The 24,837-nt window shown below is 64.3% G+C and carries 23 protein-coding genes; 12 read left to right on the forward strand and 11 right to left on the reverse strand.

What is annotated here, in order from left to right:
* Positions 1-4: 4 nt before the first annotated feature.
* From O7A70_RS05950 to O7A70_RS05960, 3 genes are all read right to left on the reverse strand, one after another.
* On the reverse strand, positions 5-1,378 hold the full coding sequence (locus tag O7A70_RS05950) for a glutamate--cysteine ligase (protein ID WP_337139566.1): 1,374 nt from the start codon (positions 1,376-1,378) through the stop codon (positions 5-7).
* Between the two features lie 144 nt (positions 1,379-1,522).
* Positions 1,523-2,257 (reverse strand): 16S rRNA (uracil(1498)-N(3))-methyltransferase, encoded by a 735-nt coding sequence (locus O7A70_RS05955; protein ID WP_337139687.1) that lies wholly within the window; start codon positions 2,255-2,257, stop codon positions 1,523-1,525.
* A 31-nt stretch (positions 2,258-2,288) separates the two neighbouring features.
* Positions 2,289-2,936, reverse strand: coding sequence for a hypothetical protein (locus O7A70_RS05960; RefSeq protein WP_027146165.1), 648 nt, complete (start codon positions 2,934-2,936; stop codon positions 2,289-2,291).
* Between the two features lie 87 nt (positions 2,937-3,023).
* Here O7A70_RS05960 and O7A70_RS05965 point away from each other — a divergent pair, with 87 nt between their 5' ends.
* Both O7A70_RS05965 and O7A70_RS05970 read left to right on the forward strand, forming a co-directional pair.
* Positions 3,024-3,722: a type 1 glutamine amidotransferase gene (locus tag O7A70_RS05965; protein WP_337139567.1), complete on the forward strand. Its 699-nt coding sequence runs from the start codon at positions 3,024-3,026 to the stop codon at positions 3,720-3,722.
* Between the two features lie 323 nt (positions 3,723-4,045).
* On the forward strand, positions 4,046-4,177 hold the full coding sequence (locus O7A70_RS05970) for a hypothetical protein (protein WP_013893872.1): 132 nt from the start codon (positions 4,046-4,048) through the stop codon (positions 4,175-4,177).
* A 37-nt stretch (positions 4,178-4,214) separates the two neighbouring features.
* On the opposite strand, the gene O7A70_RS05975 is transcribed toward O7A70_RS05970, so the two are convergent.
* From O7A70_RS05975 to O7A70_RS05985, 3 genes are read right to left on the reverse strand one after another with little or no spacing between them, the layout of a single operon-like run.
* Positions 4,215-4,988 (reverse strand): metallophosphoesterase, encoded by a 774-nt coding sequence (locus O7A70_RS05975; protein ID WP_337139688.1) that lies wholly within the window; start codon positions 4,986-4,988, stop codon positions 4,215-4,217.
* Between the two features lie 34 nt (positions 4,989-5,022).
* Positions 5,023-6,159 (reverse strand): alpha-hydroxy acid oxidase, encoded by a 1,137-nt coding sequence (locus tag O7A70_RS05980; RefSeq protein ID WP_140770396.1) that lies wholly within the window; start codon positions 6,157-6,159, stop codon positions 5,023-5,025.
* A 25-nt stretch (positions 6,160-6,184) separates the two neighbouring features.
* On the reverse strand, positions 6,185-6,988 hold the full coding sequence (locus O7A70_RS05985) for a FadR/GntR family transcriptional regulator (protein ID WP_337139568.1): 804 nt from the start codon (positions 6,986-6,988) through the stop codon (positions 6,185-6,187).
* 207 nt (positions 6,989-7,195) lie between these two features.
* Between O7A70_RS05985 and O7A70_RS05990 the strand changes: the two genes are divergently transcribed.
* The 4 genes from O7A70_RS05990 to glcF all read left to right on the forward strand — a co-directional run bounded on the left by O7A70_RS05990 (position 7,196) and on the right by glcF (position 12,770).
* Entirely contained in the window at positions 7,196-8,518 is a 1,323-nt protein-coding gene (locus O7A70_RS05990; RefSeq protein WP_337139569.1) for a DUF3422 family protein, read from the forward strand.
* 156 nt (positions 8,519-8,674) lie between these two features.
* Entirely contained in the window at positions 8,675-10,171 is a 1,497-nt protein-coding gene (locus O7A70_RS05995; RefSeq protein WP_337139570.1) for an FAD-linked oxidase C-terminal domain-containing protein, read from the forward strand.
* 57 nt (positions 10,172-10,228) lie between these two features.
* Positions 10,229-11,434 carry an FAD-binding protein gene (locus O7A70_RS06000; RefSeq protein WP_337139571.1) on the forward strand — a complete coding sequence of 402 codons (1,206 nt, stop codon included), beginning with the start codon at positions 10,229-10,231 and terminating at the stop codon, positions 11,432-11,434.
* 10 nt (positions 11,435-11,444) lie between these two features.
* Entirely contained in the window at positions 11,445-12,770 is a 1,326-nt protein-coding gene (gene glcF, locus O7A70_RS06005) for a glycolate oxidase subunit GlcF (protein WP_337139572.1), read from the forward strand.
* Between the two features lie 13 nt (positions 12,771-12,783).
* On the opposite strand, the gene O7A70_RS06010 is transcribed toward glcF, so the two are convergent.
* Positions 12,784-13,704, reverse strand: a complete 921-nt coding sequence (locus O7A70_RS06010) for a bifunctional 5,10-methylenetetrahydrofolate dehydrogenase/5,10-methenyltetrahydrofolate cyclohydrolase (protein ID WP_140504580.1) — start codon at positions 13,702-13,704, stop codon at positions 12,784-12,786.
* Between the two features lie 289 nt (positions 13,705-13,993).
* The gene (locus O7A70_RS06015; protein ID WP_337139573.1) at positions 13,994-14,725 is read right to left on the reverse strand and encodes a L,D-transpeptidase; all 732 of its coding nucleotides are present in this window, start codon (positions 14,723-14,725) and stop codon (positions 13,994-13,996) included.
* A 212-nt stretch (positions 14,726-14,937) separates the two neighbouring features.
* On the opposite strand from O7A70_RS06015, the gene O7A70_RS06020 reads away from it, so the two are divergent.
* Positions 14,938-15,576, forward strand: a complete 639-nt coding sequence (locus tag O7A70_RS06020) for a DNA-3-methyladenine glycosylase I (protein ID WP_337139574.1) — start codon at positions 14,938-14,940, stop codon at positions 15,574-15,576.
* A gap of 11 nt (positions 15,577-15,587) precedes the next feature.
* Here O7A70_RS06020 and O7A70_RS06025 read toward each other — a convergent pair whose 3' ends face one another.
* Positions 15,588-15,839: a hypothetical protein gene (locus O7A70_RS06025; RefSeq protein ID WP_337139575.1), complete on the reverse strand. Its 252-nt coding sequence runs from the start codon at positions 15,837-15,839 to the stop codon at positions 15,588-15,590.
* Between the two features lie 236 nt (positions 15,840-16,075).
* Here O7A70_RS06025 and hisS point away from each other — a divergent pair, with 236 nt between their 5' ends.
* The 4 genes from hisS to O7A70_RS06045 all read left to right on the forward strand — a co-directional run bounded on the left by hisS (position 16,076) and on the right by O7A70_RS06045 (position 21,435).
* A complete protein-coding gene (hisS, locus tag O7A70_RS06030; protein WP_337139576.1) occupies positions 16,076-17,572 on the forward strand; it encodes a histidine--tRNA ligase in 1,497 nt (498 codons plus the stop codon).
* A 181-nt stretch (positions 17,573-17,753) separates the two neighbouring features.
* Positions 17,754-18,875 carry an ATP phosphoribosyltransferase regulatory subunit gene (locus O7A70_RS06035; RefSeq protein ID WP_337139577.1) on the forward strand — a complete coding sequence of 374 codons (1,122 nt, stop codon included), beginning with the start codon at positions 17,754-17,756 and terminating at the stop codon, positions 18,873-18,875.
* Entirely contained in the window at positions 18,872-19,570 is a 699-nt protein-coding gene (hisG, locus tag O7A70_RS06040; protein WP_337139578.1) for an ATP phosphoribosyltransferase, read from the forward strand. Before O7A70_RS06035 ends, hisG begins: the two co-directional genes overlap by 4 nt.
* A gap of 92 nt (positions 19,571-19,662) precedes the next feature.
* Positions 19,663-21,435: an AMP-binding protein gene (locus tag O7A70_RS06045; RefSeq protein WP_337139579.1), complete on the forward strand. Its 1,773-nt coding sequence runs from the start codon at positions 19,663-19,665 to the stop codon at positions 21,433-21,435.
* Between the two features lie 7 nt (positions 21,436-21,442).
* Here the strand turns inward: O7A70_RS06045 and O7A70_RS06050 are convergent, their stop codons facing one another.
* Positions 21,443-22,987: an alpha/beta fold hydrolase gene (locus O7A70_RS06050; protein ID WP_337139689.1), complete on the reverse strand. Its 1,545-nt coding sequence runs from the start codon at positions 22,985-22,987 to the stop codon at positions 21,443-21,445.
* A gap of 210 nt (positions 22,988-23,197) precedes the next feature.
* On the opposite strand from O7A70_RS06050, the gene O7A70_RS06055 reads away from it, so the two are divergent.
* Complete coding sequence (locus O7A70_RS06055; RefSeq protein WP_337139580.1) at positions 23,198-23,830, forward strand: class I SAM-dependent methyltransferase; 633 nt, start codon at positions 23,198-23,200, stop codon at positions 23,828-23,830.
* Positions 23,831-23,921: 91 nt separating this feature from the next.
* Here O7A70_RS06055 and O7A70_RS06060 read toward each other — a convergent pair whose 3' ends face one another.
* Positions 23,922-24,830, reverse strand: a complete 909-nt coding sequence (locus O7A70_RS06060; RefSeq protein WP_337139581.1) for a hydrogen peroxide-inducible genes activator — start codon at positions 24,828-24,830, stop codon at positions 23,922-23,924.
* Positions 24,831-24,837 lie beyond the last annotated feature (7 nt).

Here is a 24,837-nt window from a genome sequence, read left to right on the forward strand (position 1 = left end):
GCGGTTAATAGGCATATTCCATGAATACCGGCTCGATCGAGCCGCCCCAGCGCGTGTGATAGGCCGACAGCATCTCCTCGGCGCTGGTGGTGCCGCGCGCCACAACTTCGTCGAGCGTGTTGAGGAACGAGGTTTCGTCGTAGCCGTCGCGATTCTTCTTGCCGCGGTTCTTCAGCCCGGTGCGCGAAATGGCCATGACGTCGCGCGCGACCTCGCGCAGCGTGGTGTTGCGGAAGGGCGCGGAAATACCGAGCTCCGGCACGGCGTTGCGCATGGCCAGCACTTCCTTGTAGGTCCAGCTCGACGTCAACGCCTCGGCCGCGTCGAGCGCCGCCTCGTCATAAAGCAGCCCGACCCAGAAGGCCGGCAGCGCGCAGATACGCCGCCAGGGACCGCCATCGGCGCCGCGCATTTCCAGGAAACGCTTCAGCCGAACGTCGGGGAACAAAGTCGACAGATGGTTCGCCCAGTCGCCCATCGTCGGCAGGCCGTCCGGCACTTCGTTACGCGCGGCCCCGGCCATGAACTGGCGGAAGGTGATGTGCGTCATGTCGTGATAGTGGCCGTCACGGATGACGAAATACATCGGCACGTCGAGCGCCCATTCGACATAGTCGGCAAAGCCGAAATCCGGCGAGAAGCAGAATTCGAGCAGGCCGGAGCGCTGGTTGTCGGTGTCGCGCCAGATGTCGCCGCGCCAGCTCTGCAGCCCGTTCGGCCGGCTGTCGGTGAAGGGCGAGTTGGCGAACAGCGCCGTCGACAGCGGCTGCAATTTCAGCGACACCTGCATCTTGCGCCGCATATCGGTCTCGCTCTCGAAGTCGAGGTTCACCTGGATCGTGCAGGTGCGGTACATCATGTCGAGGCCCTTGGTGCCGACCTTGGGCATGTAGCGCGTCATGATCTCATAGCGCGACTTCGGCATTTTCGGCGTCTCGGCCAGCGACCATTTCGGGCTGCCGCCGAGGCCAAGGAAGCGGATGCCCATCGGCTCGGCGATCTCGCGCACCTGCGCCAGGTGGGCATTGCCTTCGCGGCAGGTCTGGTGGATGGACTCCAGCGGCGCGCCGGAGAGCTCGAATTGTCCGCCGGGCTCAAGCGAAATCGCGCCCTGGCCGGTCGGCTCGACCAGACCGATGATGCGGCCGGCATCCATGATCGGATCCCAGCCCAGCTTGTTCTGCATGCCTTCTAGGATGGCGCGGATGCCGCGCTCGCCGCCGTAAGGCACCGGTGCGTTGCCATCGACATAGAACGGGAATTTTTCGTGCTCGGTGCCGATGCGCCATTTTTCGCGCGGCTTGTTGCCTTCGGCCAGATGCTCGACAAGCTCGTCTACGCCTTCGATGGGCCGGAAATCGGTTGTGTCGCGCGCCATTGTCAAGCCCTCAAAGGCGGTTGGACCACCGCCGGCGCTAAATGGACGAAATGTCAGTAGCCGATCAAGCGAAAAATCCTGAGCCACAGGTCAAGAGGAATTGAAGGCCACTGCCCGCAAGCACCTCTTGCGAGAGACAACGTCCTACCAGTCGCCGATTGTTGCCTGCATCGCCGCAAGCGCCGCCACGGCCGCCGTGTCGGCGCGCAGGATACGCGGCCCGAGCGGAATGGCGGTCACGAAGGGGAGCGCCCGCAACATCTTACGCTCCTCGTCGGAAAAGCCGCCCTCGGGCCCGACCAGCAGGGCGAGCTTCTTCTCCTTTACCGCCTGCAAGGCAGGCAACGGGTTGTTGGTCGAGGCGTCCTCGTCGCAGAAGATCAGCCGCCTTTCCTTGTCCCACCCGGTCAGCAGGCGCTCGAATTTTTCCACCTCGCGAACCTCCGGCACCGCCAGGATGCCGCATTGTTCGGCGGCCTCGACGACATTGGCACGCAGGCGATCGATGGACGGTTTTGCCACCTGCGTGTGCTGGGTGATGACCGGCTGCAAGATGCCGGCGCCCATCTCGACCGCCTTCTGCACGAGATAATCGAGCCGACCCTGCTTCAGCGGTGCGAAACAATAGATGAGATCGGGCAAAGGCGGCTGCGGTCTTTGCGGCGCCAGTACCTTCAGCCGCACCGACCGCTTTGATTTCGCTGATATCGCCGCCGACCACTCGCCGTCGCGGCCATTGAAGACAAGGATCTCGGTGCCTTCGGCGAGTCGCAGCACATGCAGGAGATAATGGCTCTGCTGCTGGCCGGGTTCGAACTCGATGTCTGGTCCGAGGTCATTGGGCACGAACAGACGTTGCATCTTGTAGTTGGCGCGCATGGCCGAGGAATGGGCGAGGCGGCTGCCGGCGTCAAGCCTTGGCGGAAGGATGCCACACGGGTTGAAAGCCATGGCGCAGGACGGCAAGCGTCGTTTCCGGGGTCAGCAGCACAAGCGTCTCGTCCTCGAACCGATCAAGGCTGGTTGGCGGGGCATATCCGGCAAAAGCCCATGGCAATGCCTCGCCGTGGCGCAAGGCGTACGCGCTGCCGCCAGCCGCGATCATCGCACCGTCGGGCAGGCGGGCAAGCGCGTCCATTGCGACCGCAGGCCGTTTGCCGCCGGAAGCCAACCGCTCCTTGTGCAGTCGTTTGTCGACCTGCGGCGCGCGCGGCTCGGCAATACCGTAGGCTTGGCCGAAGCGAGCGACAAAATCCCTGGCACGTTCGCGCTGGCAAAAGAAACACGGGCGATGCCCGGCGGCGAGCGCGGTCACCTCGTCGAGAAAGAACAGCTCGGTCCAGCCGGCCTTGCCACCGGCCCGGTTGCGGCCCATCGGCTCGCGCCGCACATTGCGGAATTGGCACACGCAGATGATCCAGGCCTGAAGCGCCCAGCGCTTTTTCAGGAGAGTCTTTGTCGCGGGGTCGTGGATGATGCCGCGATTGCCGGTGAACAGGCCGCGCTCCGGCACGGCGTGGATGGCGCCGAACGGATCGACCCGGTTCTGCAGTGGCATAGTTTTCTCCGCGCGCTCGCATCTTGGCTGAAATGCCGGCGTCATGATATCGCTCGCGGCACCTTTTTCATGTCAGCAGGGTTTTCGATGCGTGTGCTGGTTGTCCAGAACTACGACAATACCGGGCTCGGCCAGGTCGGCGCGGCATTGGCGGAAGCGGGTGCCGATCTCGATGTGCGCCTCCCCTACAAGGGCGATCCGCTGCCACAGGACGCAACCGGCCATGATGCCATGGTGGTGCTCGGCGGCGGCCAGAATGCGCTGGCCGACGAAGAATATCCCTATTTTCCGGCGCTGCTCGAACTGACCCGCGATTTTGCCGGCAAGGATCGCGCCGTGCTCGGCATCTGCCTCGGCGGCCAACTCGTCGCCCGTGCCTTTGGCGGCGAGAACCGCATCGGCGGCGCCAATGAATTCGGCTGGCGCGGCGTGTCGCTGACGCCGGACGCCAGGGCCGATCCGGTGCTGGCTGAGCTGCCGGAAAAGTTCCCGATCTTCCAGTGGCACGACGACACATTCGTGCTGCCCGAAAACGCCGTGCGGCTCGCCGGCAACGATGTCGCCGAAAACCAGGCGTTTCGCCTCGGCCGCGCCGTCTACGGCTTCCAGTTCCACTTCGAGGCTGACCGGCCGATGGTGAAGGACTGGAGCTCCTCCTTCGCGCCGATCATTGCCGCGCGCCATCCCGACTGGGCCGGCAAGCTCGATGGCGAAATGGCCCGCAACGGCCCTGACGCCGATGCTGCTGGTCTCGCCATTGCCCGTGCCTGGGTAGCGACGATCTGAGAGGCTGTCAGAGCGAATTTCGAAACAGCCTGAGCGTCCATCCCTCGCGTTCTGCGTGACATAATTGGCACGCGGTCATGAATCCGTCCGGGAAAACCCCTTTTCATCCTTGGCTTGTGTCCGGCCGCCATCCTAGAAGGCGCGCGCTCTATGTCGGCTGTGCAACCGGGATGAACCTTTTGTGTGACCCGCGCGACACACTATCGATACGGAACATGCCTAGAAGCGCGAAATCGTCGAAACTTTGAAGCGATTTTTCCTTTTCAACGCATTGGTAACCGCCTCGTGCACAGATGCAGAAGGCTCAACAAGAGATGACCTCCGTGAAAGCAGCGCTTCTGTCCTTTGCCATGTTGTCCGCCATCGTGCTTTGCGGTCTTGGTATCTATGCCGCCGATGCGGCCAACAACCACAACGCCGTCGACGGCTACGGCGTCACCGCCTCCCTGCGCTAAGCCAGGGCATCCGTCACACCCTCGGGCGCCGAGGCCCTCAAGGCTCTTTTATCGACATTTCCAGGATGCGTTTGTCCACGCCGTCCACGACGAGCGCGGTAAGCATGCCTGATTGCCAGGCAAGCGTGTCGACATTGACGCGGTTGGCCATCACTTCCGCCTCCGGGACCGGTGTGTGACCGTGCACCACGACCTTGGCGAAGAGGCCGGTGTGGTCGTGGAAAACATCGCGAATCCAGATCAGGTCCTGCGGGTTCTGATTGTCCAGGGGAATGCCTGGCCTGATGCCGGCATGGCAGAAGAAGAAGTCGCCTGACGTCACCGAGAACGGCAACGATCGCAGGAAGTCGACATGGCTTTGCGGCACGGCTTCGAGCAGGGCTTGGTGGCCCTTGCGCATGGCTGATTCCGCCTTGCCGAACCAAACGCCGTTGCCGTTGCTGATCGTCACCCCATAGGATTGCGCGGTCTGGATACCGCCAAAGCGGATGAAGAGCCCTTCGGGATCGGGTGTCTTGAGAAAGTCGAGAAAGCCGATGTCGTGATTGCCGACCAGCATCATGTTTCGCGGATCGCGTTCGCGCGCTTCGATCAGAAAGTCGATGACGCCCTTGGAGTCCGGTCCGCGATCGACATAGTCGCCAAGATGGATGATGCGCCAGTCCGCAACCAGGTCCTTCGCGATCTCGGCCTTGATCTGGCCGTGCATGGCGGCCAGCAGGTCGAGCCGGCCATGCACGTCGCCGATCGCGTAGAGACGCACGCCGTCCGGCCCGTGTGCGTCGAGGAAATGGATGCCGGGTTCCGCCAAGGTCTTGATATCTCCGTGGTCAGATGTCACGGACTTAGCGCCGGAGCTGGTCCTTGCCCATGTCGGTGACCAGACGCTTTCCGCACAGAGCCAGCGTAATGTCCATCTCCTTGCGGATGATTTCCAACGCTTTGGTAACCCCTTCCTTGCCGAGCGCGCCCAGGCCGTAAAGAAATGGCCGGCCGATATAGGTGCCCTTGGCGCCCAGGCAGAGCGCTTTCAACACGTCCTGGCCGGAGCGGATGCCGCCGTCCATATGCACTTCTATTCTGTCGCCAACCGCATCGGCGATCTCCTCCAGCACCATGATCGACGATGACGCGCCGTCGAGCTGCCGCCCGCCATGGTTCGAAACGATGATCGCGTCGGCGCCGGTCTTGGCCGCCATCAGTGCGTCTTCCTTGTCGAGGATGCCCTTGAGGATCAGCTTGCCGCCCCAGCGCTCCTTGATCCAGGCGACGTCCTTCCACGACAGTTGCGGATCGAACTGCTCCGTCGTCCATGACGACAGCGAAGCCACGTCGCCGACGCCCTTGGCATGGCCGACGATGTTGCGGAAGGTACGGCGCTTCGTGCCAGCCATGCCCATCCACCAGCCAGGCCGCACCGCGATGTTGGCTATGTTGGCCAGCGTCATCTTGGGTGGCGCCGAAAGCCCGTTGCGAACATCCTTGTGACGCTGGCCGAGGACCTGCAGGTCGAGCGTCAGCACCAGCGCCGAGCACTTCGCCGCCTTCGCCCTGTCGATCAGATTGAGCACGAAGTCCTTGTCGCGCAGTACATAGAGCTGGAACCAGAACGGTTTCTTCGTCACGGAGGCGACATCCTCGATCGAGCAGATGCTCATCGTCGAGAGCGTGAACGGCACGCCGAATTCCTCTGCCGCCTGCGCTGCCAGCATCTCGCCGTCGGCATGCTGCATGCCGGTCAGGCCGGTCGGCGCCAGCGCTACCGGCATCGACACTTTCTGGCCGATCATGGTCGTTTCCAGTGAGCGGTTGCTCATGTCGACCAGCACGCGCTGGCGGAACTTGATCTTCTGGAAGTCTTCCTCGTTCGCGCGGTAGGTGCTCTCGGTCCAGGCGCCGGAGTCGGCATAGTCGAAGAACATCTTGGGCACGCGCCGGCGCGCGAGGTCCTTGAGGTCTGCGATGGTGAGAATGTCGCTCATGATGGTCCCCGCTTGGTCGAATTGACTAGGAGCGCCTGCGCGCTGGTTCGCTGTCGCCGGCTTCCGAACGCTGCCTCAGCCTCAGCCGCGACACGCGTTGCCAGTCGCCGCTGCGCTCGGCTTCCGCCATCGAACGCTCGACATAGGTCATGTGGTCCATTGCCGCCTGGCGGGCGCCGGCCGGATCGCCGGCCTTGACCGCGGTGTGGATCGCCCGGTGCTGCGCCAGCAGCGCCTCGCGCGCGCCGGGCACTGTGAACACCAGCAGCCGGTTCTGGAACACGCCTTCCGACAACAGCCGATAGCAGGAACGCAGCGTGTGCAAGAGCAGGATGTTGTGCGCGCATTCGCAGATCGCATGATGGAATTCGACGTCGATCTCGGCCTCGTCGTCGAAGTCGCCGGTGCGATGCGCCTCGTCCATGCGTGCCATGATGCGGTCGATCAAGGCAAGGTCCTCGGGTGTGGCGCGCCGCGCCGCATATTCGGCGGCTATGCCTTCGACCTCGCGGCGGTATTCCAGATAGTCGGCCACCGCCTTGCGATGCGTCGAGATCAGGTCCGCCACCGGCTTGGTGAACAACTGGCCGATAATGTCGGCGACGTGGGTGCCGCCGCCCGGACGGGTCGACAGCAGGCCGCGCCCTTCGAGCGCCTTCAGCGCATCGCGCAGGATGGGCCGCGACACATCGAACTGGCGTGCCAGCTCGCGCTCGCCCGGCAGCCGGTCGCCGGTGCGCAGCACGCCTTCGAGAATTAGGCTTTCGATCTGCTGCACCACCTCGTCGGCGGTGCGCGAATGCTCGATCCTGGAGAAAATGTCGCCCAAAGGAAGCGCCTGGAGAACGGAATGATGTCGCGCAGATTAAAGCCTCTGTCGCCAACTGGTCAAATTATTTATCCAATTCGTCTCATCGGGTCGATTTCCGCGCCGCGCCGGCATATCGCCTCGGGCTAAACTTTGCTGTTTACGTCCCTCGCCGATTGCCGCAAGACGACGCCATTGCACGAAGGGTCGAAACCAGGGGGACCAGACGTGTCGGACGAGACGTCCAATCTTGAATTCCAGCCGCGCAGCCAAGGCAGTGTCCTGGGCTTTCCGGCGCATGAAGGCCGGCCCGGCGCGCTCGGCGAGGTTCATGCCCGCCCGCATCCGCTGGTCGAGAAGCCGCGCGTGCTCGTCCAACTCTCCTTCATGACCGAAGGCGGCTCCGCGGTCGACCATGCCGTGCTTTCGGAACTGTCACGCCGCCTCGGCATCGCCGCGCCCGAGCGTCATGCCCGCCACCACGCCATGAAATGGGGCAAGGGCACGCTGCGCTGGGAGCGGCACACGGAATTCTCGACCTATCTCTGGGAAGGGCCGTTGGCCGAGAACGGCCGGGGGCAAGAGGATTCGCCCTTCGGCAACGGCTTTTCACCGCCGGGAACCGTCATCTCGGGTATTCGGCTCGAGATCCGCAAATGGACGCAGGCGAACGAGAGGCTGATCGCCGGCTTCGACCCGACCAGCCTCTGTCACTCGTTGGTCGAGCGCGGCAGCGCGGCCATCGTCACCGACTTCCGCCAGGACGGCGACGGCATGACCCGCATGCTGGTGCTCGACCGTGGTCTCACTCCGGCCAGCACCGGCGCGCTGTCGCAGCGGCTGATCGACATCGAAACCTACCGCACGCTTGCCATGCTCGGCCTGCCGCTGGCGCTCACCTTGTCCGGCCGCGCTCGCCGCATCGAGGACCGCTTGGCGCAGACGACGCTGGAAATGAAGGTCGCCGAGACGCGCGACAACCAGACGCTGCTCGCCGGCCTGACGGAGCTTGCCGCCGAACTGGAGGCTGATGCCGCTTCCAGCCTCTACCGCTTCGGCGCCAGCCGCGCCTATGACGGCATCGTCACGGAAAGGCTGGAGGCGTTGGATGAGGAGCCTGTCCAGGGCTACGACACCTGGGCGGGTTTTCTGCTGCGGCGCATGGCGCCAGCCATGCGCACCTGCCGCTCGGTCGAGGAGCGCCAGGCCAATCTGTCGCGGAAGCTGACCCGTGCCACCACGCTGCTGCGGACCTGGGTCGATGTCGAGGTCGAGAAGCAGAACCGCGACCTGCTCGCCTCGATGAACAACCGCGCCCGCCTGCAACTGCGCCTGCAGCAGACCGTCGAAGGCCTCTCGGTCGCCGCCGTCTCCTATTACGTGGTCGGCCTCATCGGCTATGTCGCCAAGGGCGCGTCGGCCTTTGGCCACACCTTCGCGCCGGAGGTCGTCACCGCCTCCTCGGTGCCGTTTGCCATCCTGCTGGTCTGGTGGGGCGTGCGCAGGGTGCGACGGATGCATTCCGAGCCGGCGAAACATCCGGGCGAATAGGCCGCGCTATGCTTCGAACGCAATAGAAGTGCAGCGGCAGATTGCCGCTGCGGAAGCTTTGCCCGCGTTCGCCGCCCGGATGCCACCAAAGCAGGGTTTGCAACAAATGCCGCTAGCTGGTAAATCATTTTTACCAGTCGAGTGGAGGAAGCGCCGATGTCCGGCCTTGCCATGCCCAAGCCAGACGCCGGGACGCTGCGCCGGCGCAACGAAATCGTCGCCGATATGCGCATCATCGTGCCGGGCGAGGGCGTGGTCGACGCCGCCAACGAAATGCGCGCCTTCGAAAGCGATGGCCTGACCGCCTACCGGCAAGTGCCGCTGGTCGTGGTCCTGCCCGAGACGGTGGCGCAGGTTTCGCGCGTTCTGAAATACTGCAATGACCGCAACATTCGCGTCGTGCCGCGCGGATCCGGAACCTCGCTGTCGGGCGGCGCGCTGCCGTTGGAGGACGCGGTGCTGCTCGTCATGAGCAGGTTCAACCGCATCCTCGAGATCGATTTTCCCAACCGTATCGTCGTCGCCCAGCCCGGCGTCACCAATCTCGGCATCACCATCGCCGTCGAGCAGGACGGGTTTTACTATGCCCCCGATCCATCCTCCCAGATCGCCTGCTCGATCGGCGGCAACGTGGCGGAGAATTCCGGTGGCGTGCACTGCCTGAAATATGGCCTCACCGCCAACAATGTGCTCGGCATCGAGATGGTGCTGATGAATGGCGAGGTGGTGCGGCTCGGCGGCGGTCACCTCGACGCCGAGGGCTATGATCTGCTCGGCGTCATGACCGGTTCGGAAGGTCTGCTCGGCGTCGTCACGGAGGTCACCGTGCGCATCCTGAGGAAGCCGGAGACGGCGCGCGCGCTGCTGATCGGCTTTCCGACCAGCGAGCAGGGCGGCCAGTGCGTCGCCGACATCATCGGCGCCGGCATCATTCCAGGCGGCATGGAAATGATGGACCGGCCGGCGATCCATGCGGCGGAAGATTTTGTCCATGCCGGCTATCCCCTCGATGTCGAGGCGCTGCTGATCGTCGAGCTCGACGGTCCGAGCGTGGAGGTCGATCATCTCATCACTGCGGTCGAGGCGATCGCCATCCGCAACAGCTCGACCACGTGCCGCATCTCGCAGTCCGAGCAGGAGCGGCTGAGTTTTTGGGCCGGCCGCAAGGCGGCCTTCCCCGCCGTTGGCCGCATCTCGCCCGACTATTATTGCATGGACGGCACCATCCCACGCAAGGAGTTGCCGCGCGTGCTGGCCGGCATGCGCGAGCTGTCGGAAAAATATGGTCTCGGCGTCGCCAATGTCTTCCACGCCGGCGACGGCAATCTGCATCCGCTGATCCTTTACGATGCCAACGTGCCGGGCGAACTCGACAAGGCGGAAAGCTTCGGCGCCGATATTTTGCGGCTTTGCGTCAAGGTCGGTGGCGTGCTCACCGGCGAGCATGGCGTCGGGGTCGAGAAGCGCGACCTGATGCCGGAAATGTTCAACCAGATCGACCTCGATCAGCAAATGCGCGTCAAATGCGCCTTCGATCCCAACCATCTGCTCAATCCCGGAAAGGTGTTCCCGCAACTGCGCCGCTGCGCCGAACTCGGCCGCATGCACGTGCATCGCGGCCAGGTGGCATTTCCCGACATTCCGAGGTTTTGAGATGATGGGGGTTCGAATTCGCGGCTCTTCCGTATTCGCAAATGGCGCGATCATCTGATGACCGCCTTTGCCCCTACCACCTCAGATGAAGTCCTCTCCACCGTTGCCTGGGCGGCGGCAGAGGAAACATCGCTCGAAATCCTCGGCCACGGCTCCAAGCGCGGCATCGGCCGTCCGCTGCAGACCGAGCACATGCTCGACCTGTCGAAACTCTCGGGCGTGACCCTCTATGAGCCCGCCGAACTGGTGCTGTCGGCCAAATCAGGCACGCCGCTGGCCGAGATCGAAAAGCTGCTGGCTGAAAACGGCCAGCAGCTTGCCTTCGAGCCGATGGACTACGGCCCGTTGCACGGTGGCGAGCCGGGCAAAGGCACCATTGGCGGCGTGCTCGGCGCCAACGTGTCCGGTCCCCGCCGGCTGAAGGCGGGCGGCGCGCGCGACCATATCCTGGGCATCAATGTCGTCTCCGGCCGCGGCGAAGCCTTCAAGTCGGGCGGCCGCGTGGTCAAGAACGTCACCGGCTACGATCTGTCGAAGCTGATGGCCAACAGCTGGGGTACGCTGGCCGTCTTCACCGACGTCACCTTCAAGGTGCTGCCAGCGGCCGAGACCGAAGTCACGCTCTCCGTTCGTGGCCTGCTCGATGATGCCGCCTGCGCCGCTATGGCCTTGGCGCTCGGTTCCAGCGCCGAAGTGTCGAGTGCGGCCCATCTGCCGGAGCGCATCGCCGCGCGTGTTGCCGGCGGCACGCTCGGCACTGAAGCCGCCACGCTGCTGCGCGTCGAAGGCTTTGGTCCTTCCGTCGCCTATCGTATCGCCGCGCTGAAGACCCTGCTTAGCAAGGCCGGCCCACTGGAGGAAATTGCCGGCGAGGCTTCACGGCTGATCTGGCGCGACGTGCGCGATTGCCGGCCCTTCGTCGATGGCAGCGAGAAGCCGGTCTGGCGGGTCTCGATGACCCCCGCGCAAGGGCACCAGATGGTCCTGACGCTGCGCATGCAGGCCGCCGTCAGTGCCTTCTACGACTGGCAGGGTGGGCTGGTGTGGTTGCGCATGGAAGAGGGCGATCCTGAAGCAGCCCTGCTGCGTGGGCTCTTGAGAAAACATGGCGGCGGCCATGCGACACTGGTGCGCGCTACTCCGTCCCATCGGGCGGGCCTGCCGGTGTTCGAGCCGCAGGCGCCGGCATTGGTGGCGCTCAGCCAGCGGCTGAAACAGGAATTCGACCCGAAGAACATCCTCAATCCCGGCCGCATGGCCTAGGACATCAGAGATGCAGACCAATTTTTCGCCCGCACAGCTTGCCGATCCGCACGTCGCGGAATCGGAAAAGATCCTGCGCAAATGCGTGCATTGCGGCTTTTGCACCGCCACCTGCCCGACCTATGTGACGCTTGGCAACGAACTCGATTCACCGCGCGGGCGCATCTATCTGATCAAGGACATGCTGGAGAACGGCCGCCCCGCCGATAAGGAGATCGTCACCCATATCGACCGTTGCCTGTCCTGCCTCGCCTGCATGACCACCTGCCCATCGGGCGTCAACTACATGCATCTGGTCGACCATGCTCGCGCCCATATCCAGGAGACCTATAAGCGGCCGCTGCTCGACCGGCTGACCCGCGCCATGCTGGCCTTCGTGCTGCCTTATCCCCAGCGCTTCCGCGCCGCACTCAAACTGGCAAAACTGGGCAAGCCTTTCATCGGCCTCTTCGAAAAAATCCCGGCACTGAAGCCGCTCGGCGCGATGCTCAAGCTCGCGCCGGCATCGATTCCCGCGGCTTCGCCGATGGCCTTGCCGGGCGTCCATGCCGGGCAGGGGACGAAAAAGGGCCGCGTCGCCATCCTTACCGGATGCGCGCAGTCGGTGCTTGATCCCGGCATCAACGACACCACCATCTCGTTGCTGACCCGGCTCGGCGTCGAGGTTGTGGTGCCGCCGGGCGAGGGCTGCTGCGGCGCACTGGTCCATCACATGGGGCGGGATGAAGCCGCCCTTGCCTCGGCCAGGCAGAATGTCGATGCCTGGACGCACTCCATCGAGCAGGGCGGGCTCGACGCCATCATCATCACCACGTCGGGCTGTGGCACGACGATCAAGGATTACGGCTTCATGCTGCGGCTCGATCCGGCCTACGCCGACAAGGCCGCACGGGTGTCGGCGCTGGCCAAGGATATCACCGAGTATCTGTCCGCCATCGATCTGCCTGAACCGGTGCGCAAGCCGGGCACGGTCGTTGTCTATCACTCAGCCTGCTCCATGCAGCACGGCCAGAAGATCATCCGCCAGCCGAAGGAACTGCTCGCCAACGCCGGCTTCGTCGTGCGCGAGCCACGCGAGGGGCACCTCTGTTGCGGCTCGGCCGGCACCTACAACATCCTGCAATCCGAGATTTCGGCGAAGCTGCGCGATCGTAAGGTGAAAAACATCGAGGCGACGGGCGCCTCGATCGTCGCCACCGGCAATATCGGCTGCATCACGCAGATCGCATCCGCCGCCAGGATGCCTGTGGTACATACGATCAAGCTGCTCGATTGGGCTTATGGCGGGCCGAAGCCGGAAGGCGTTCTGGAAGAGAGCTTGGCGGCCGCGGAGTAGATGGGGCCTGGCACTATTCGGCCGCGAGCCTGCCCGCCGTGCCGTAGGTAGCTTCATAAAGCGCGCGCTGGCGGCTGAGCGCCACCATCGTGTTGCGCAGCAGGATCGCCACCGTGATCGGGCCGACGCCGCCCGGCACGGGCGTAATCCAGGAGGCAACCTCGCGTACGCTTTCGGTGTCGACGTCGCCGACGATGCGGCTCGTGCCATCAGGCCCAATTTCGGAATTGATGCCGATATCGATGACGGCCGCCCCTGGTTTCACCATGTCGGCCTTGATCAGCCTGGGCTTGCCAACGGCGACGAACAGCGCGTCGGCGCGCCGCGCGTGGGCGGCAACCGAGCGCGTCATGTGATGGCAGACCGTCACGGTCGCGCCTTCGCTCATCAGAAGGAAGGCGATCGGCTTGCCGACGATTTCAGAATGGCCGACGATCACGACTTCCAGCCCCTTGAGATCAAGGCCGGTTTCCTTGAGCAGTTCGACCGAGGCCGCCGCGGTGCAGGGCGCGAGGTCGAGCTGGTTGTAGACGATGTTGCCGATCGAGGCCGGGTGCATGCCCTCGACATCCTTCAGCGGGTGCACGGCCGCCTGCAGCGTCTTGATCGGGATATGTGCGGGAACCGGCCGCTGGATGATGATGCCGGTGACGCGCGGATCGGCATTCAGCCCGTGGATGGCTGCTTCGAGTTCACCTGCGGTGATGGTGGCGGGAAAGCGCCGCTCCTCGAAATCGATGCCGGCGAGCTGAGCCTTCGCACGCTGGTTGCGCACATAGACATCGACCGCGTCGGTATCGCCGACGGTGATCGAGATCAGCTTGGGCGGGAAACCCTCAGCCTTGGCAATGGCCGCGTCCTCGCGCACGGCGGCGATGATGCGCTGGGCAACCGGCCCGCCCTTGAGATAGCGGCTGTCGTCGGACGGGGACATAGTTCGAACCTTTGGTGGGGAAATTGTGCACTGCAATAGCAGAGCATGGTCCGGAAATCAGCCCCGAAAACGAAACACCGTGCTTTCGGGGCGACCTGTCGCACCGTGAAACGAAAAGGGCAGCCCGGTTACCCGTGCTGCCCTCTCGTGACTGGCCGTATCCCCACACGGCCCGTCCCCCGTTAACTCGCTGCCAGTCTAAGCACGTCTTCCAAAGGTGCGCTATGACTTGAGGGCAACAGTGCGTCAAAAACTACTCAACACTGCTTAACCGGCTGATTCGCTATCACTATATCACTTCGACCGTCGTTCCGACATTGACCCGTTCATAGAGGTCGACGACATCCTCGTTGCGCATGCGGATGCAGCCCGACGACACCGCGCCGCCGATCGTCCAGGGCTGGTTGGTGCCGTGGATGCGGTACTCCGTGGTGCCGAGATAAAGTGCGCGCGCGCCGAGCGGGTTTTCCATGCCGCCGGCCAGATAGGTCGGCAGGTAGCGGCCCTTGGCCGCCTCGCGCTTGATCATCTCCGCCGGCGGACGCCAGTCCGGCCAGACGCGCTTGTTGGTGATCTTGTGCGTGCCCGACCATTCGAAGCCGGGCTTGCCGGTGCCGACGCCGTAACGCCGCGCCTTGCCGTTCTTCTCGACCAGATAGAGGAAATTCTGCGTGGTATCGATGACGATGGTGCCCGGCTTCTTCGCGCCTTCATAGGCGACTTCCTGCGGCAGGTAGACCGGATTGATCTGCGGGCGCATGACCATGCGTTTGGCCGGGGCCTGCACGGCGGCCGTCTGCAGGCGGTCGGGCTGCGCGGTGCGCTGGCGCGGCTGCGCGGCCTGTCGGTTCTGCCGAACGATACCCGGCGCATGGCCGAGTTGCAGCACCCAGGGCGCGGAAAGGTCGGGGCTCACCATCACCGGCGGTCTGTCGGCATAGCGGTCGCCGGCTGTTGAGGGTGTGACGCCGGCGGCAAACACAGCCACGGCGCCGAGCAAGGGAAACAGAACTCTCTTCATCGGGAACGCACCTTGATCGTCTAATACACCGGGCGAGAACGCTCCCGGCTTGCGCGATCATTGGCGGCGAGCAGCAACCGAAACATGAATCGGAATGCGTAAAATGCGGTTCTGTCAGTAAACCCTTTGGTGTGGTTACCGCCGGGTTCAGGAATCTGGTAAAGCCACGGTAAAGACAGCGCGGAAGCGTGTTAACGGATGGAATTTTCAGGATGAGCAATGAAAAAACCGGCCTGCTTGCCGGTCCTGACGGTGTCGCGCGCTGCTTCTGGCATGGCAATCTGCCCGACTATCTACATTACCATGACCATGAATGGGGCCGGCCGGTGGCCGACGACCGCAGGCTGTTCGAGAAGATCTGCCTGGAAGGGTTCCAGTCGGGCCTGTCGTGGCTGACCATTCTGCGCAAGCGGGAGAATTTTCGCGAGGCCTTCGCTGGCTTCGACTTCGACAAGGTCGCCACCTTCACCGAACGGGACGTCGAGCGCCTGCTCGGCAATGCCGGCATCATCCGCCATCGCGGCAAGATCGTCTCTACCATCAACAATGCCAAGCGCGCCCGCGAAATGGTCGACGAGTTCGGCTCCCTGGCCGCCTGGTTTTGGAAATTCGAACCCGGCAAGGAGGAACGGCCGCAAACCGTCGACCTCGCTCATCTGCGCGCCAACCCGACCACCGCGGTCTCCGTGCGGATCTCGAAGGACCTGAAGAAGCGCGGCTGGACCTTCGTCGGCCCGACCACGGTCTACGCCTTCATGCAGGCCATGGGCATGGTCAACGACCATCTCGAGGGGTGTGTGTGCCGCAAGGAGGTTGAGAAGGAACGGAAGGCTTTCAAACGGCCGAAATAGCTACGGGCAGTTCAAGTGCCGTTGGCACCGGCCAGAAACAGCCCGGCGACGATCGCCGCCACGGTAGCCACTGTCGGATAGATCACCAGCAGGCCGGTCAGCAAGGCGTCGCGCAGGGAAGGATCCTTGCCGGTGTCGGCCGGTACATCGAACGGTCCGGCCGCCTGGCCAATCATTTTCGGTGCATGGATGCCCGCCGGGCGCAGACGTGCCGGCAATTCACCGGCTTCGCCGTTGGCATGGAATGTCGTTGCGCTGCTCATGTCCCGAACCCCTTCGTGTCGGTGCGCTATATCGGCTCCGATTGTGTCGGCACCATGCCGGGCTGATGGCGCCATTGTTTCATTTTTGCTGCGTTTTGTTTCAGATATTGGCACTTCTGCCTTCTCCCGCAGCGGGAGAAGGCAGAAGTGCCAACCCTTGCCGCACAAAGCTGCTTCGGCTAGGACACGCGCACTCGAAAATAAGTCATCCTTTACCCAGCAAAAAGACTCATCTCATGGCCGACAAATCGGAAAAGACGAAAGCGCGGCTGCCGCGCGGTTTTGCCGACCGCAGCGCCGAGGACATTCGCGCCGTCGAGAAGATGGTGGCGACGATCCGGTCGGTCTATGAGCTTTATGGCTTCGAGCCGGCCGACCAGCCGCTGATCGAATACACCGATGCGCTGGGAAAATTCCTGCCCGACCAGGATCGGCCGAACGAAGGTGTTTTCTCGTTCCAGGACGATGACGACCAGTGGCTATCGCTGCGCTACGACCTGACCGCGCCGACGGCGCGTTTCGTCGCCGAGAATTTCGAGCGCCTGCCGAAACCCTATCGCAGCTACCGATCCGGCTGGGTGTTCCGCAACGAAAAGCCCGGTCCCGGCCGCTTCCGCCAGTTCATGCAGTTCGACGCCGATACGATCGGCACGCCGGGGGTGGCGGCGGACGCGGAGATGGCGATGATGATGGCCGACGTCATGGAAGCGCTCGGTATCAAGCGCGGCGACTACGTCATCCGCGTCAACAACCGCAAGGTACTGGACGGCGTGCTGGAGGCGATCGGACTTGGCGGTGACCAGAATGTCGGGCGCAGGCTGACGGTTCTGCGCGCTATCGACAAGCTGGACAAGCTGGGCGTGGAAGGGGTCCGGCTTCTGCTTGGGCCGGGGCGCTGGGACGGTGGCAAGGAAGGCGAGGGCGACTTCGCCAAGGGCGCCGGGCTGAATGACACGCAAGCCGGGGCCGTTCTTCTGGCGACTGCACGAAACGCGCAAGCCGGCCAGGATGCCACCGTCAGCGGGAACGCGGTCTACCAGGAGGGCGTAGGCGAACTCGCGACGATCGAAGCTCTGGTCAGGGCCGCCGGATATGCCGAGGACCGCATCGCCATGGATCGTTCCGTCGTGCGCGGCCTGGAATACTACACCGGCCCCGTCTTCGAGGCCGAGCTGCTGGCCGAAATCCCCAATGAGGACGGCCAGATCGTGCGCTTCGGCTCGGTCGGTGGCGGCGGGCGCTATGATGGGTTGGTCTCGCGCTTCCGTGGCGAGCCGGTTCCGGCGACGGGTTTTTCCATCGGCGTCTCCAGGCTGATGACGGCGCTGAAAAACCTCGGCAAGCTCGACAGCGCCGACGTGATCGCGCCGGTTGTCGTGCTGGTCATGGACAAGGACACCGAAAGCCTCGGCCGCTACCAGAAGATGGTCTCGCAATTGCGTGCCGCCGGCATCCGCTCCGAAATGTATCTCGGCGGCGCCGGCATGAAGGCGCAGCTCAAATATGCCGACCGGCGCGGTTGTCCCGTCGCCATCATCCAGGGCGGCGACGAGCGCGCCAAGGGCGAATTGCAGATCAAGGACCTGATCGAAGGCGCTCGCATGTCCGCCGAAATCACCGACAATGCCGAATGGCGCGCCGCGCGCCCGGCACAGGTGACGGTGGCGGAAAGCGAACTGGTCGCCGAGGTGAAGAAGATTTTGACGGCGCAGGCCGAAGAGCGGTCGAAGTGACGAGCGCCGCGCGCCTTTGTCCTTCTCCCCTTGTGGGAGAAGGTGGCCTCGCGAAGCGAGGTCGGATGAGGGGTGTTCCAGGGAACGCAAACGCCTCATTCCGTCACGCACCCCTCATCCGTCTCGGCGCTGCGCGCCGATCCACCTTCTCCCACAAGGGGAGAAGGGAAGGGCACCCCCAATGACCTCCCGCTACCCAGCCATATCAGCCGACATCACCGCCCTCTTCGCTGCGCGCAACACACATGCCGTCGAAGTCGCTGTGCTGCAGCCGGCCGATCCGTTCCTCGACATGGCCGGCGAGGATCTGCGCCGCCGCATTTTCCTCACCGAGAGCGAGACCGGGCAGACGCTCTGCCTGCGGCCCGAATTCACCATTCCCGTCTGCCTCGACCACATAGCCAGCCAGGCCGGCACGCCGCGCCGCTATTCCTATCTGGGCGAAGTGTTTCGCCAGCGCCGCGAGGGCGGCAATGAGTTCTTCCAGGCCGGCATCGAGGATCTCGGCGACCGCGACACGGCCGAAGCCGATGCCCGCTCGGTGGCCGACGCGCATGCGTTGCTGTCGCTGGTGCTGCCCGGCCAGTCGCTGGCGATCACGCTCGGTGACCAGGGCATGTTCGAGGCGGTGCTGGCGGCGCTCGGCCTGCCGCGCGGCTGGCGCATGCGGCTGGCCCGCGCCTTCGGCTCGGCGCCGATGCTGGAGGCCGCACTCGCCGATCTCGCCAACCCGCCGCGCAACGGCCAGCTCTCCGGTCCAGTCGCGGCGCTTGTCCTCGACGGCGATCTGGACGGTCTTTCCCAGCACATTGCCGGCGGCATGGAAGAGGCTGGCCTGTCGGCATCCGCAGGGCGCGCGCCGTCGGATATCGCGCGGCGGCTGATCGAGAAAGCCGAGTTGCGCAGCGTGCGGCTGTCGAACGAGGCCTTCGCTGCCCTGAAGAATTTTCTGGCGATCGACGTGCCGCTCGATGGCGCGGCCCAGGCATTGGAAACCTTCGCCGCCGGCGCCGGATTTTCACTGGGCGCCGCGCTGGAAAAATTCTCGGCCCGCGCCAAGGCGATCGAGGCGCATGGCTTGCCCTCGGGAAAAATCCGCTACGACGCCGCTTTCGGCCGTCCGCTCGATTATTACACGGGTGTGGTCTTCGAGATCGCGGCGGCCAATGGCGAGCGTCCCCTCGCCGGTGGCGGGCGCTATGACAGGTTGCTGACGCTGCTCGGCGCCAAGACCGCGATCCCTGGTGTCGGCTTCTCGGTGTGGCTCGACCGCATCGAGGCGTTGCGGGGGCCGGCATCATGATCACACTGGCGATCCCGTCGAAGGGCAGGCTCAAGGAGCAGGCCCTGGAGGTGCTGGCCAAGGCTGGCCTCGCCGTCAGCCTGCCCGGCGACGAGCGCAAATATCACGCCCGCGTCGAGGGCCTGGACAATGTCGAAGTGGTTTTCCTGTCGGCCTCCGAAATATCGGGCGAAATAGGCCAGGGCGCGGTCGATCTCGGTATCACCGGTGAGGACCTGGTGCGGGAAAATCTCGCCGACTGGGAAGCGCGAGCCGAGATCGTCGCCCGCCTCGGCTTCGGCCATGCCGATGTCGTGGTCGCGGTGCCCGAGATCTGGCTCGACGTCGATACCATGGCCGATCTCGATGACGTTGCAGCCGATTTCCGCCAGCGCCATGGCCGGCGGCTCAGGATCGCCACCAAATACTGGCGGCTGACGCAGCAGTTCTTTTCGCTCAAACACGGCATCCAGGTCTATCGCATCGTCGAGAGCCTCGGTGCCACCGAGGGCGCGCCGGCGGCCGGCCTTGCCGACGTCATCGTCGACATCACCAGCACCGGCTCGACGCTGCGCGCCAACCATCTCAAGGTGCTGGGCGATGGCGTCGTGCTGGAGTCACAGGCCTGCCTTGTGGCCTCGAGGAGGACACGTGCCGCTGCCGACGAAGCCGTCTTGCGCGACATCGTCGCGAAAATGGCGGCAGCGGTCGCATAGCGATCCTTCAGGGAAGGGGCTCCAGTACCATCGACGGGATTTCCAGTATCCCGGCAGGCTGATAGGTTCGGCCAGTCTTGGAGGAGACAGCGATGCCGGTCAATCTCGACGAGCTGAAGAACGCCACCAATCTGCGCGGCCGTGGCGCGCGTGCTGGCGGCGTCTTTATCGCGCCCGTGGATGGCAGGGCGCATGTCTCGGGCGATCGCGGCGTGCCGCTGCTCGACAAGACCATTCCAGCACTTTTCTCCGACACCGTCAGCAAATACGGCACGCTCGATGCCGCCGTCTTTGTCGGCCAGGACAAGCGCTTCACCTGGAGCGAACTGTCGGACACGGTGGATGCGCTGGCCGCCGGCTTCCTGGCACTCGGTCTCCAGAAGGGCGACCGGGTCGGCATCTGGTCGCCCAATCGGTGGGAATGGCTGGTGACGCAGTTCGCCACCGCCCGCATCGGCCTGATCCTGGTCAACATCAATCCCGCCTACCGGCTGACCGAACTGGAATATGCCCTGAACAAGGTCGGCTGCAAGGCCCTGGTGACGGCGGCCAGCTTCAAGACGTCGGACTATCTCGGCATGATCGAGACCCTGGCGCCGGAGATCGCCACGGCAACACCGGGCAAGCTGAATGCCAGCAAGTTGCCGGCGCTCAGGATCGTCATCCGCATGGGCGAGGAGAACTCGCCAGGCATGTTCAATTTCGGCGATGTGCTGGCCATGGCTGGGCGCGACGAGCATGACAGCCTTGACCGCATTTCCGAGGGATTGAAGCCGGGCGATGCGATCAACATCCAGTTCACCTCGGGCACGACAGGGGCACCCAAGGGCGCGACGCTCACCCATCTGAACATCGTCAACAACGGCAATTTCGTCACCTCGGCCATCAAGCTCACCGTCGAAGACCGGCTCTGCATCCCTGTGCCGCTCTATCATTGCTTCGGCATGTCGATGGGAACCATGGGTTGCGTGTCGAAGGGTGCGACCATGGTTTTCCCGTGCGAAGGCTTCGATCCCGGACTGACGTTGAAAGCCGTGTCGCAGGAGCGCTGCACCGGCCTCTATGGCGTGCCGACCATGTTCGTCGGCATGCTCGACCATCCGGACTTTTCATCCGTCGATCTGTCCAGCCTGCGCACCGGCATCATGGCCGGTTCGCCATGCCCGATCGAGGTGATGAAGAAGGTGGTGTCGCTGATGCATATGGCGCAAGTGACCATCGCCTACGGCATGACCGAGACCAGTCCGGTCTCGTTCCAGAGCAGCGTTGACGATCCCCTGGAAAAGCGCGTCTCGACGGTCGGGCGCATCCATCCGCATGTCGAGGTCAAGGCGATCGACGCCGATGGCGCCACCGTTGCCGTCGGCGCGCCGGGCGAGCTTTGCACGCGTGGTTATTCAGTGATGAAGGGCTATTGGGACGACGACGAAAAGACCCGCGAGGCGATCGATAGCGATGGCTGGATGCACACCGGCGACCTCGCCACCATCGATGCCGAGGGCTATTGCAACATTGTCGGCCGCGTCAAGGACATGGTCATCCGTGGCGGCGAGAACGTCTATCCCAGAGAGGTCGAGGAATTCCTCTACCGCCATCCCAAGGTGCGGGAAGTCCAGGTCTTCGGCATTCCCGACGCCAAATATGGCGAGGAGTTGTGCGCCTGGATCGTGCTCAAACCCGGCCAGGTCGCCACCGAACAGGAGATCAAGGCCTTCTGCGCCGGCCAGATCGCCCACTACAAGGTGCCGCGCCACATCCGCTTCCGCACCGAATTGCCGATGACGGTGACCGGCAAACCGCAGAAATTCCTGATGCGTCAGGCGATGGTGGAAGAGCTCGGACTGGTGACGCAAAAGACGGCGTGAGGCCGGATCAGCCGCGTCGCACAAGCGCGCTGATGCTGTTGAGCAGCATCTGTTGGTCGCCGACCCAGAACCAGTGGTCGTCGCCGTCGACCTCGATGAAACGCGCGCCGGGAATCCTGGCCGCGAGAAACCGCCCGGCCTCGATGCGCACGGCGCGGTCGCCGGAACGGTGGAGGACCATCGTCGGGGCGGAGACTTTTGCCAGGAGGTGACGGACATCGGCGTCCCGTAATGCCTCGAGCAGGCCCGCGACCGCGCCCGGGCTGGAGGCTGCCCTGAGCAATCCGGCCCACCAAGTCCTCGCCTGGCGGTCGCCAGCGAGGCTTGGGGCGAAGGTTTCGATTTCCGCCGGGCCACCCCAGCCCGCGAGCAGGCGTCGCGTCCAAAGATCATACTGCGCGACGGTCAAGGCGTAGGGATAGTCAGGCGCGCGGCTGCCTTTCGCAAGCGAGCCCCACAGGACAAGGCCTGTCAGCCGATCGGGATGCTCGACCGCAAAACGGATAGAGCCGGGCCCACCCTCCGACGCGCCGACCAGCAAGGCCCGGCGGCTGCCGGCCGCATTCATGACCGCCAGAATATCCTGCGCCGTCGCCTCAACTGTGGGACGGGCACCGACGCGGTCGGAAAGCCCCATGCCGCGCCGGTCGAAGAGGATCAAGCGACCCAGGCGCGAAATCGCGGTCAGCCAGGCGCGGCAGCCCGGGTCTTCCCAGATACGCTCGACATGCGAAATAAAGCCGGGAACGAGCACGATGTCCGTCGGGCCGCTACCGACGATCTGGTACGCGATGTGGATGCCGTCGACCGCGACATAGCGCGTTCTGGGCACATCCAAGGTGGTGTCCTGAGTTGGCTCGCGCAGCATGGCCAGCGTGGCAGGGTCCGGCGCTACGCCGAGTTCGTCCCGCAACAGCCGGATGCACGTCTCGATCTGACGCTCCGCCGCCGCCCTGTCGCCTGCCGCCAGGTGGGCACGGATCAAGTGGCGGTGCGCGCTTTCGCTCAGGGGGTCGAGTGCCGCCAACCGCGTCGCATGAACGATCGCGCCGCGCGGCTCGCCGCCGGCGATCTTGGCTTCGACGAGGCGCTCCAGCGCCTGCACCAAGCGGCCGCGCAAGGTCTCCCGCCGGAAGAAGACCCATTCTTCGAATTCCGGACAGTCCGGCAGCGAGAAGCCGGCGAGATAGTCGACTTTGTAGATATCGGCCGCGGCGTCGAGAGAGCCGGAATTGCAGGCATGCTCGAAAACCCTGGTGTCGATCCCGGCGGACAATGCTGGGTGCAGGCTGAGGGAGCCGCCTGTGGCGGCGATGATCTCACTGCCGAACGCGATGCGGATTTTATACAGTGTCCGCCGAAGGCGGGCGCGTGCGGCCTGATCGTCGGTCTCGGGCCACAAAAGCGTGGCGGCGACCTCGCGCGCCACCGGCCCGCTGGCCTCGGCGATATAGATGAGGAGGGCTGCCGCCTTGCGCAGGGCGAGTTCCACCCGCCGGCCGTTCAAGCGGAACTCCGGAAAACCCAGAAATCGGAATTCCAATTGCTCCATCGATCCGACCACCGCCATCCAGGGACGTTGAGGGGACGCCGGGCTTCTATCCATCCCCACGACGTCGGGCCGATCGGGCCCGATCATGAGACTCCCTTGGAGCGAGAAATGTCACTGGTCAATACTCCCACCTACCATTGCACGTCAGGGCCCGTTGCCGGCGGAGGCATCCCTTCCAGTTCCGCCAGCACACGGCCAGGAGGCTGAAGCATGTGCCAATCCTGTCTCTCCTGGTACGCGCGCTGCATTGCTCCCTACCTCGTCCACGCCGGCTGTTCGGCCAGCGCCTTCGCGCATATGCGAAGGCGCTTGATCCCGCGGGCAGGGGGCGTTGTGGTCGAGGTCGGTTTCGGGTCCGGCCTGAACCTTCCCTATTACGACGCCGGCAGGGTGAAACGATTGGTCGGCGTCGATCCCGACGGCACGATGCTGGGTCTGGCCGAACCGAAGACCCGTTCCTTGCCATTCGATGTCGACTGTATCCGGGCCAGCGGTGAAAGACTGCCCTTGACCGACAGCTTCGCCGACACGGTCGTCGTCACCTATGCCTTCTGCACCATCCCGGACCCTGAGGTGGCGCTGACCGAGATCCGGCGCATCCTGAAGCCCACGGGCCGGCTGATCTTCATCGAGCACGGCCAGGCCGAAGGGCCGCGTTGCCGCCGGTGGCAGGAGCGTCTGAACCGGCTGTGGGGCCGGCTCGCCGGCGGCTGCCATCTCAACCGCGACCCATTGCAGCTGATCCGGGCGACGGGCTTCCATATCGTCGAAGCGGAGCGTGATCGGTTTCGGTTACCCTTCTGGCAGTTGGGAAGCCACCATGCCGGCATCGCGATGCCCTGACAGGTTGACGTCATCGGTTCCCCATCTCCGACGGCCCTGCGCCGAACCCGGCTCTCGCACGCGCGAGGTCCGGCGCGGAATTGTTCGCTTCTCACGCCACCAGCATTACCGTGCCCAAACCCCGGATAATTTTCGCCAGTTCGACGCATTCGCCGTGCCGCGCATTGTTGCGCCGCCAGGCTAGGCAGATCATGCGCTGCGGCATCGGCTCCTGGAACGGCACGATCTTAAGATCGGGGATAGTGCCGGCAGGGCCCGCCGCCATTTCGGGGATGAGAGTGACGCCGAGCCCGTGCGCCACCATCTGCAAAAGCGTGGTCAGGCTGGTCGCGCCATAGCTTGCCATTGCCACCGGCCGCACATTGCCGCAGACGGCCAGCGCCTGTTCGCGCAGGCAATGGCCTTCTTCCAGCAGCATCAGTCTTTCCAGCGCCGGGCTCTCGGGCGGAACCGGCGGCGAGGCAAAGGCCGGATCGCCTGATGGCACGGCCAGGAAGAACCGGTCGGGAAACAGCGCTTCGGTGATCAGCCCGGGATGGTCGAGCGGAAGCGCGGCGATGAAGGCATCGAGTTTTCGCGATGCGGTGTCCTCGACCAGGGAGGTGGTGACCGCCTCGCGCAGTTCGAGCAGCAGGGCCGGGAAATGCTTCTTCAGTTCGGGCAAGGCGCGCGGCAGAAGATAGGGCGCGACGGTCGGGATGATGCCCAACCGGAAGCGTCCCTCCATGGCGGTGCGGCCGCGCCGGGCCGTCGTTTCCACGTCACGTATGTCAGCCAGGATGCGCTCGATGCGTGGCAACAGGGCGGCCGCTTCGTCCGTCATGCGCACCGACTTGCCGCCGCGTTCGAACAGCCGGCAGTTCAGCCGTTGCTCCATTTCTGCGATCTGGGAGGACAGCGCCGGCTGGCTGACACCTGCAAGTTTCGCCGCACGCCCGAAATGCAGCGTCTGCGCCAGCGCGTCGAAATAATGCATCTGGCGAACTGTCAATCCGATCATGCAGTCA

This window comes from Mesorhizobium sp. Cs1299R1N1, assembly GCF_037179655.1.
Classification (GTDB): Bacteria; Pseudomonadota; Alphaproteobacteria; order Rhizobiales; family Rhizobiaceae; genus Mesorhizobium; species Mesorhizobium salmacidum.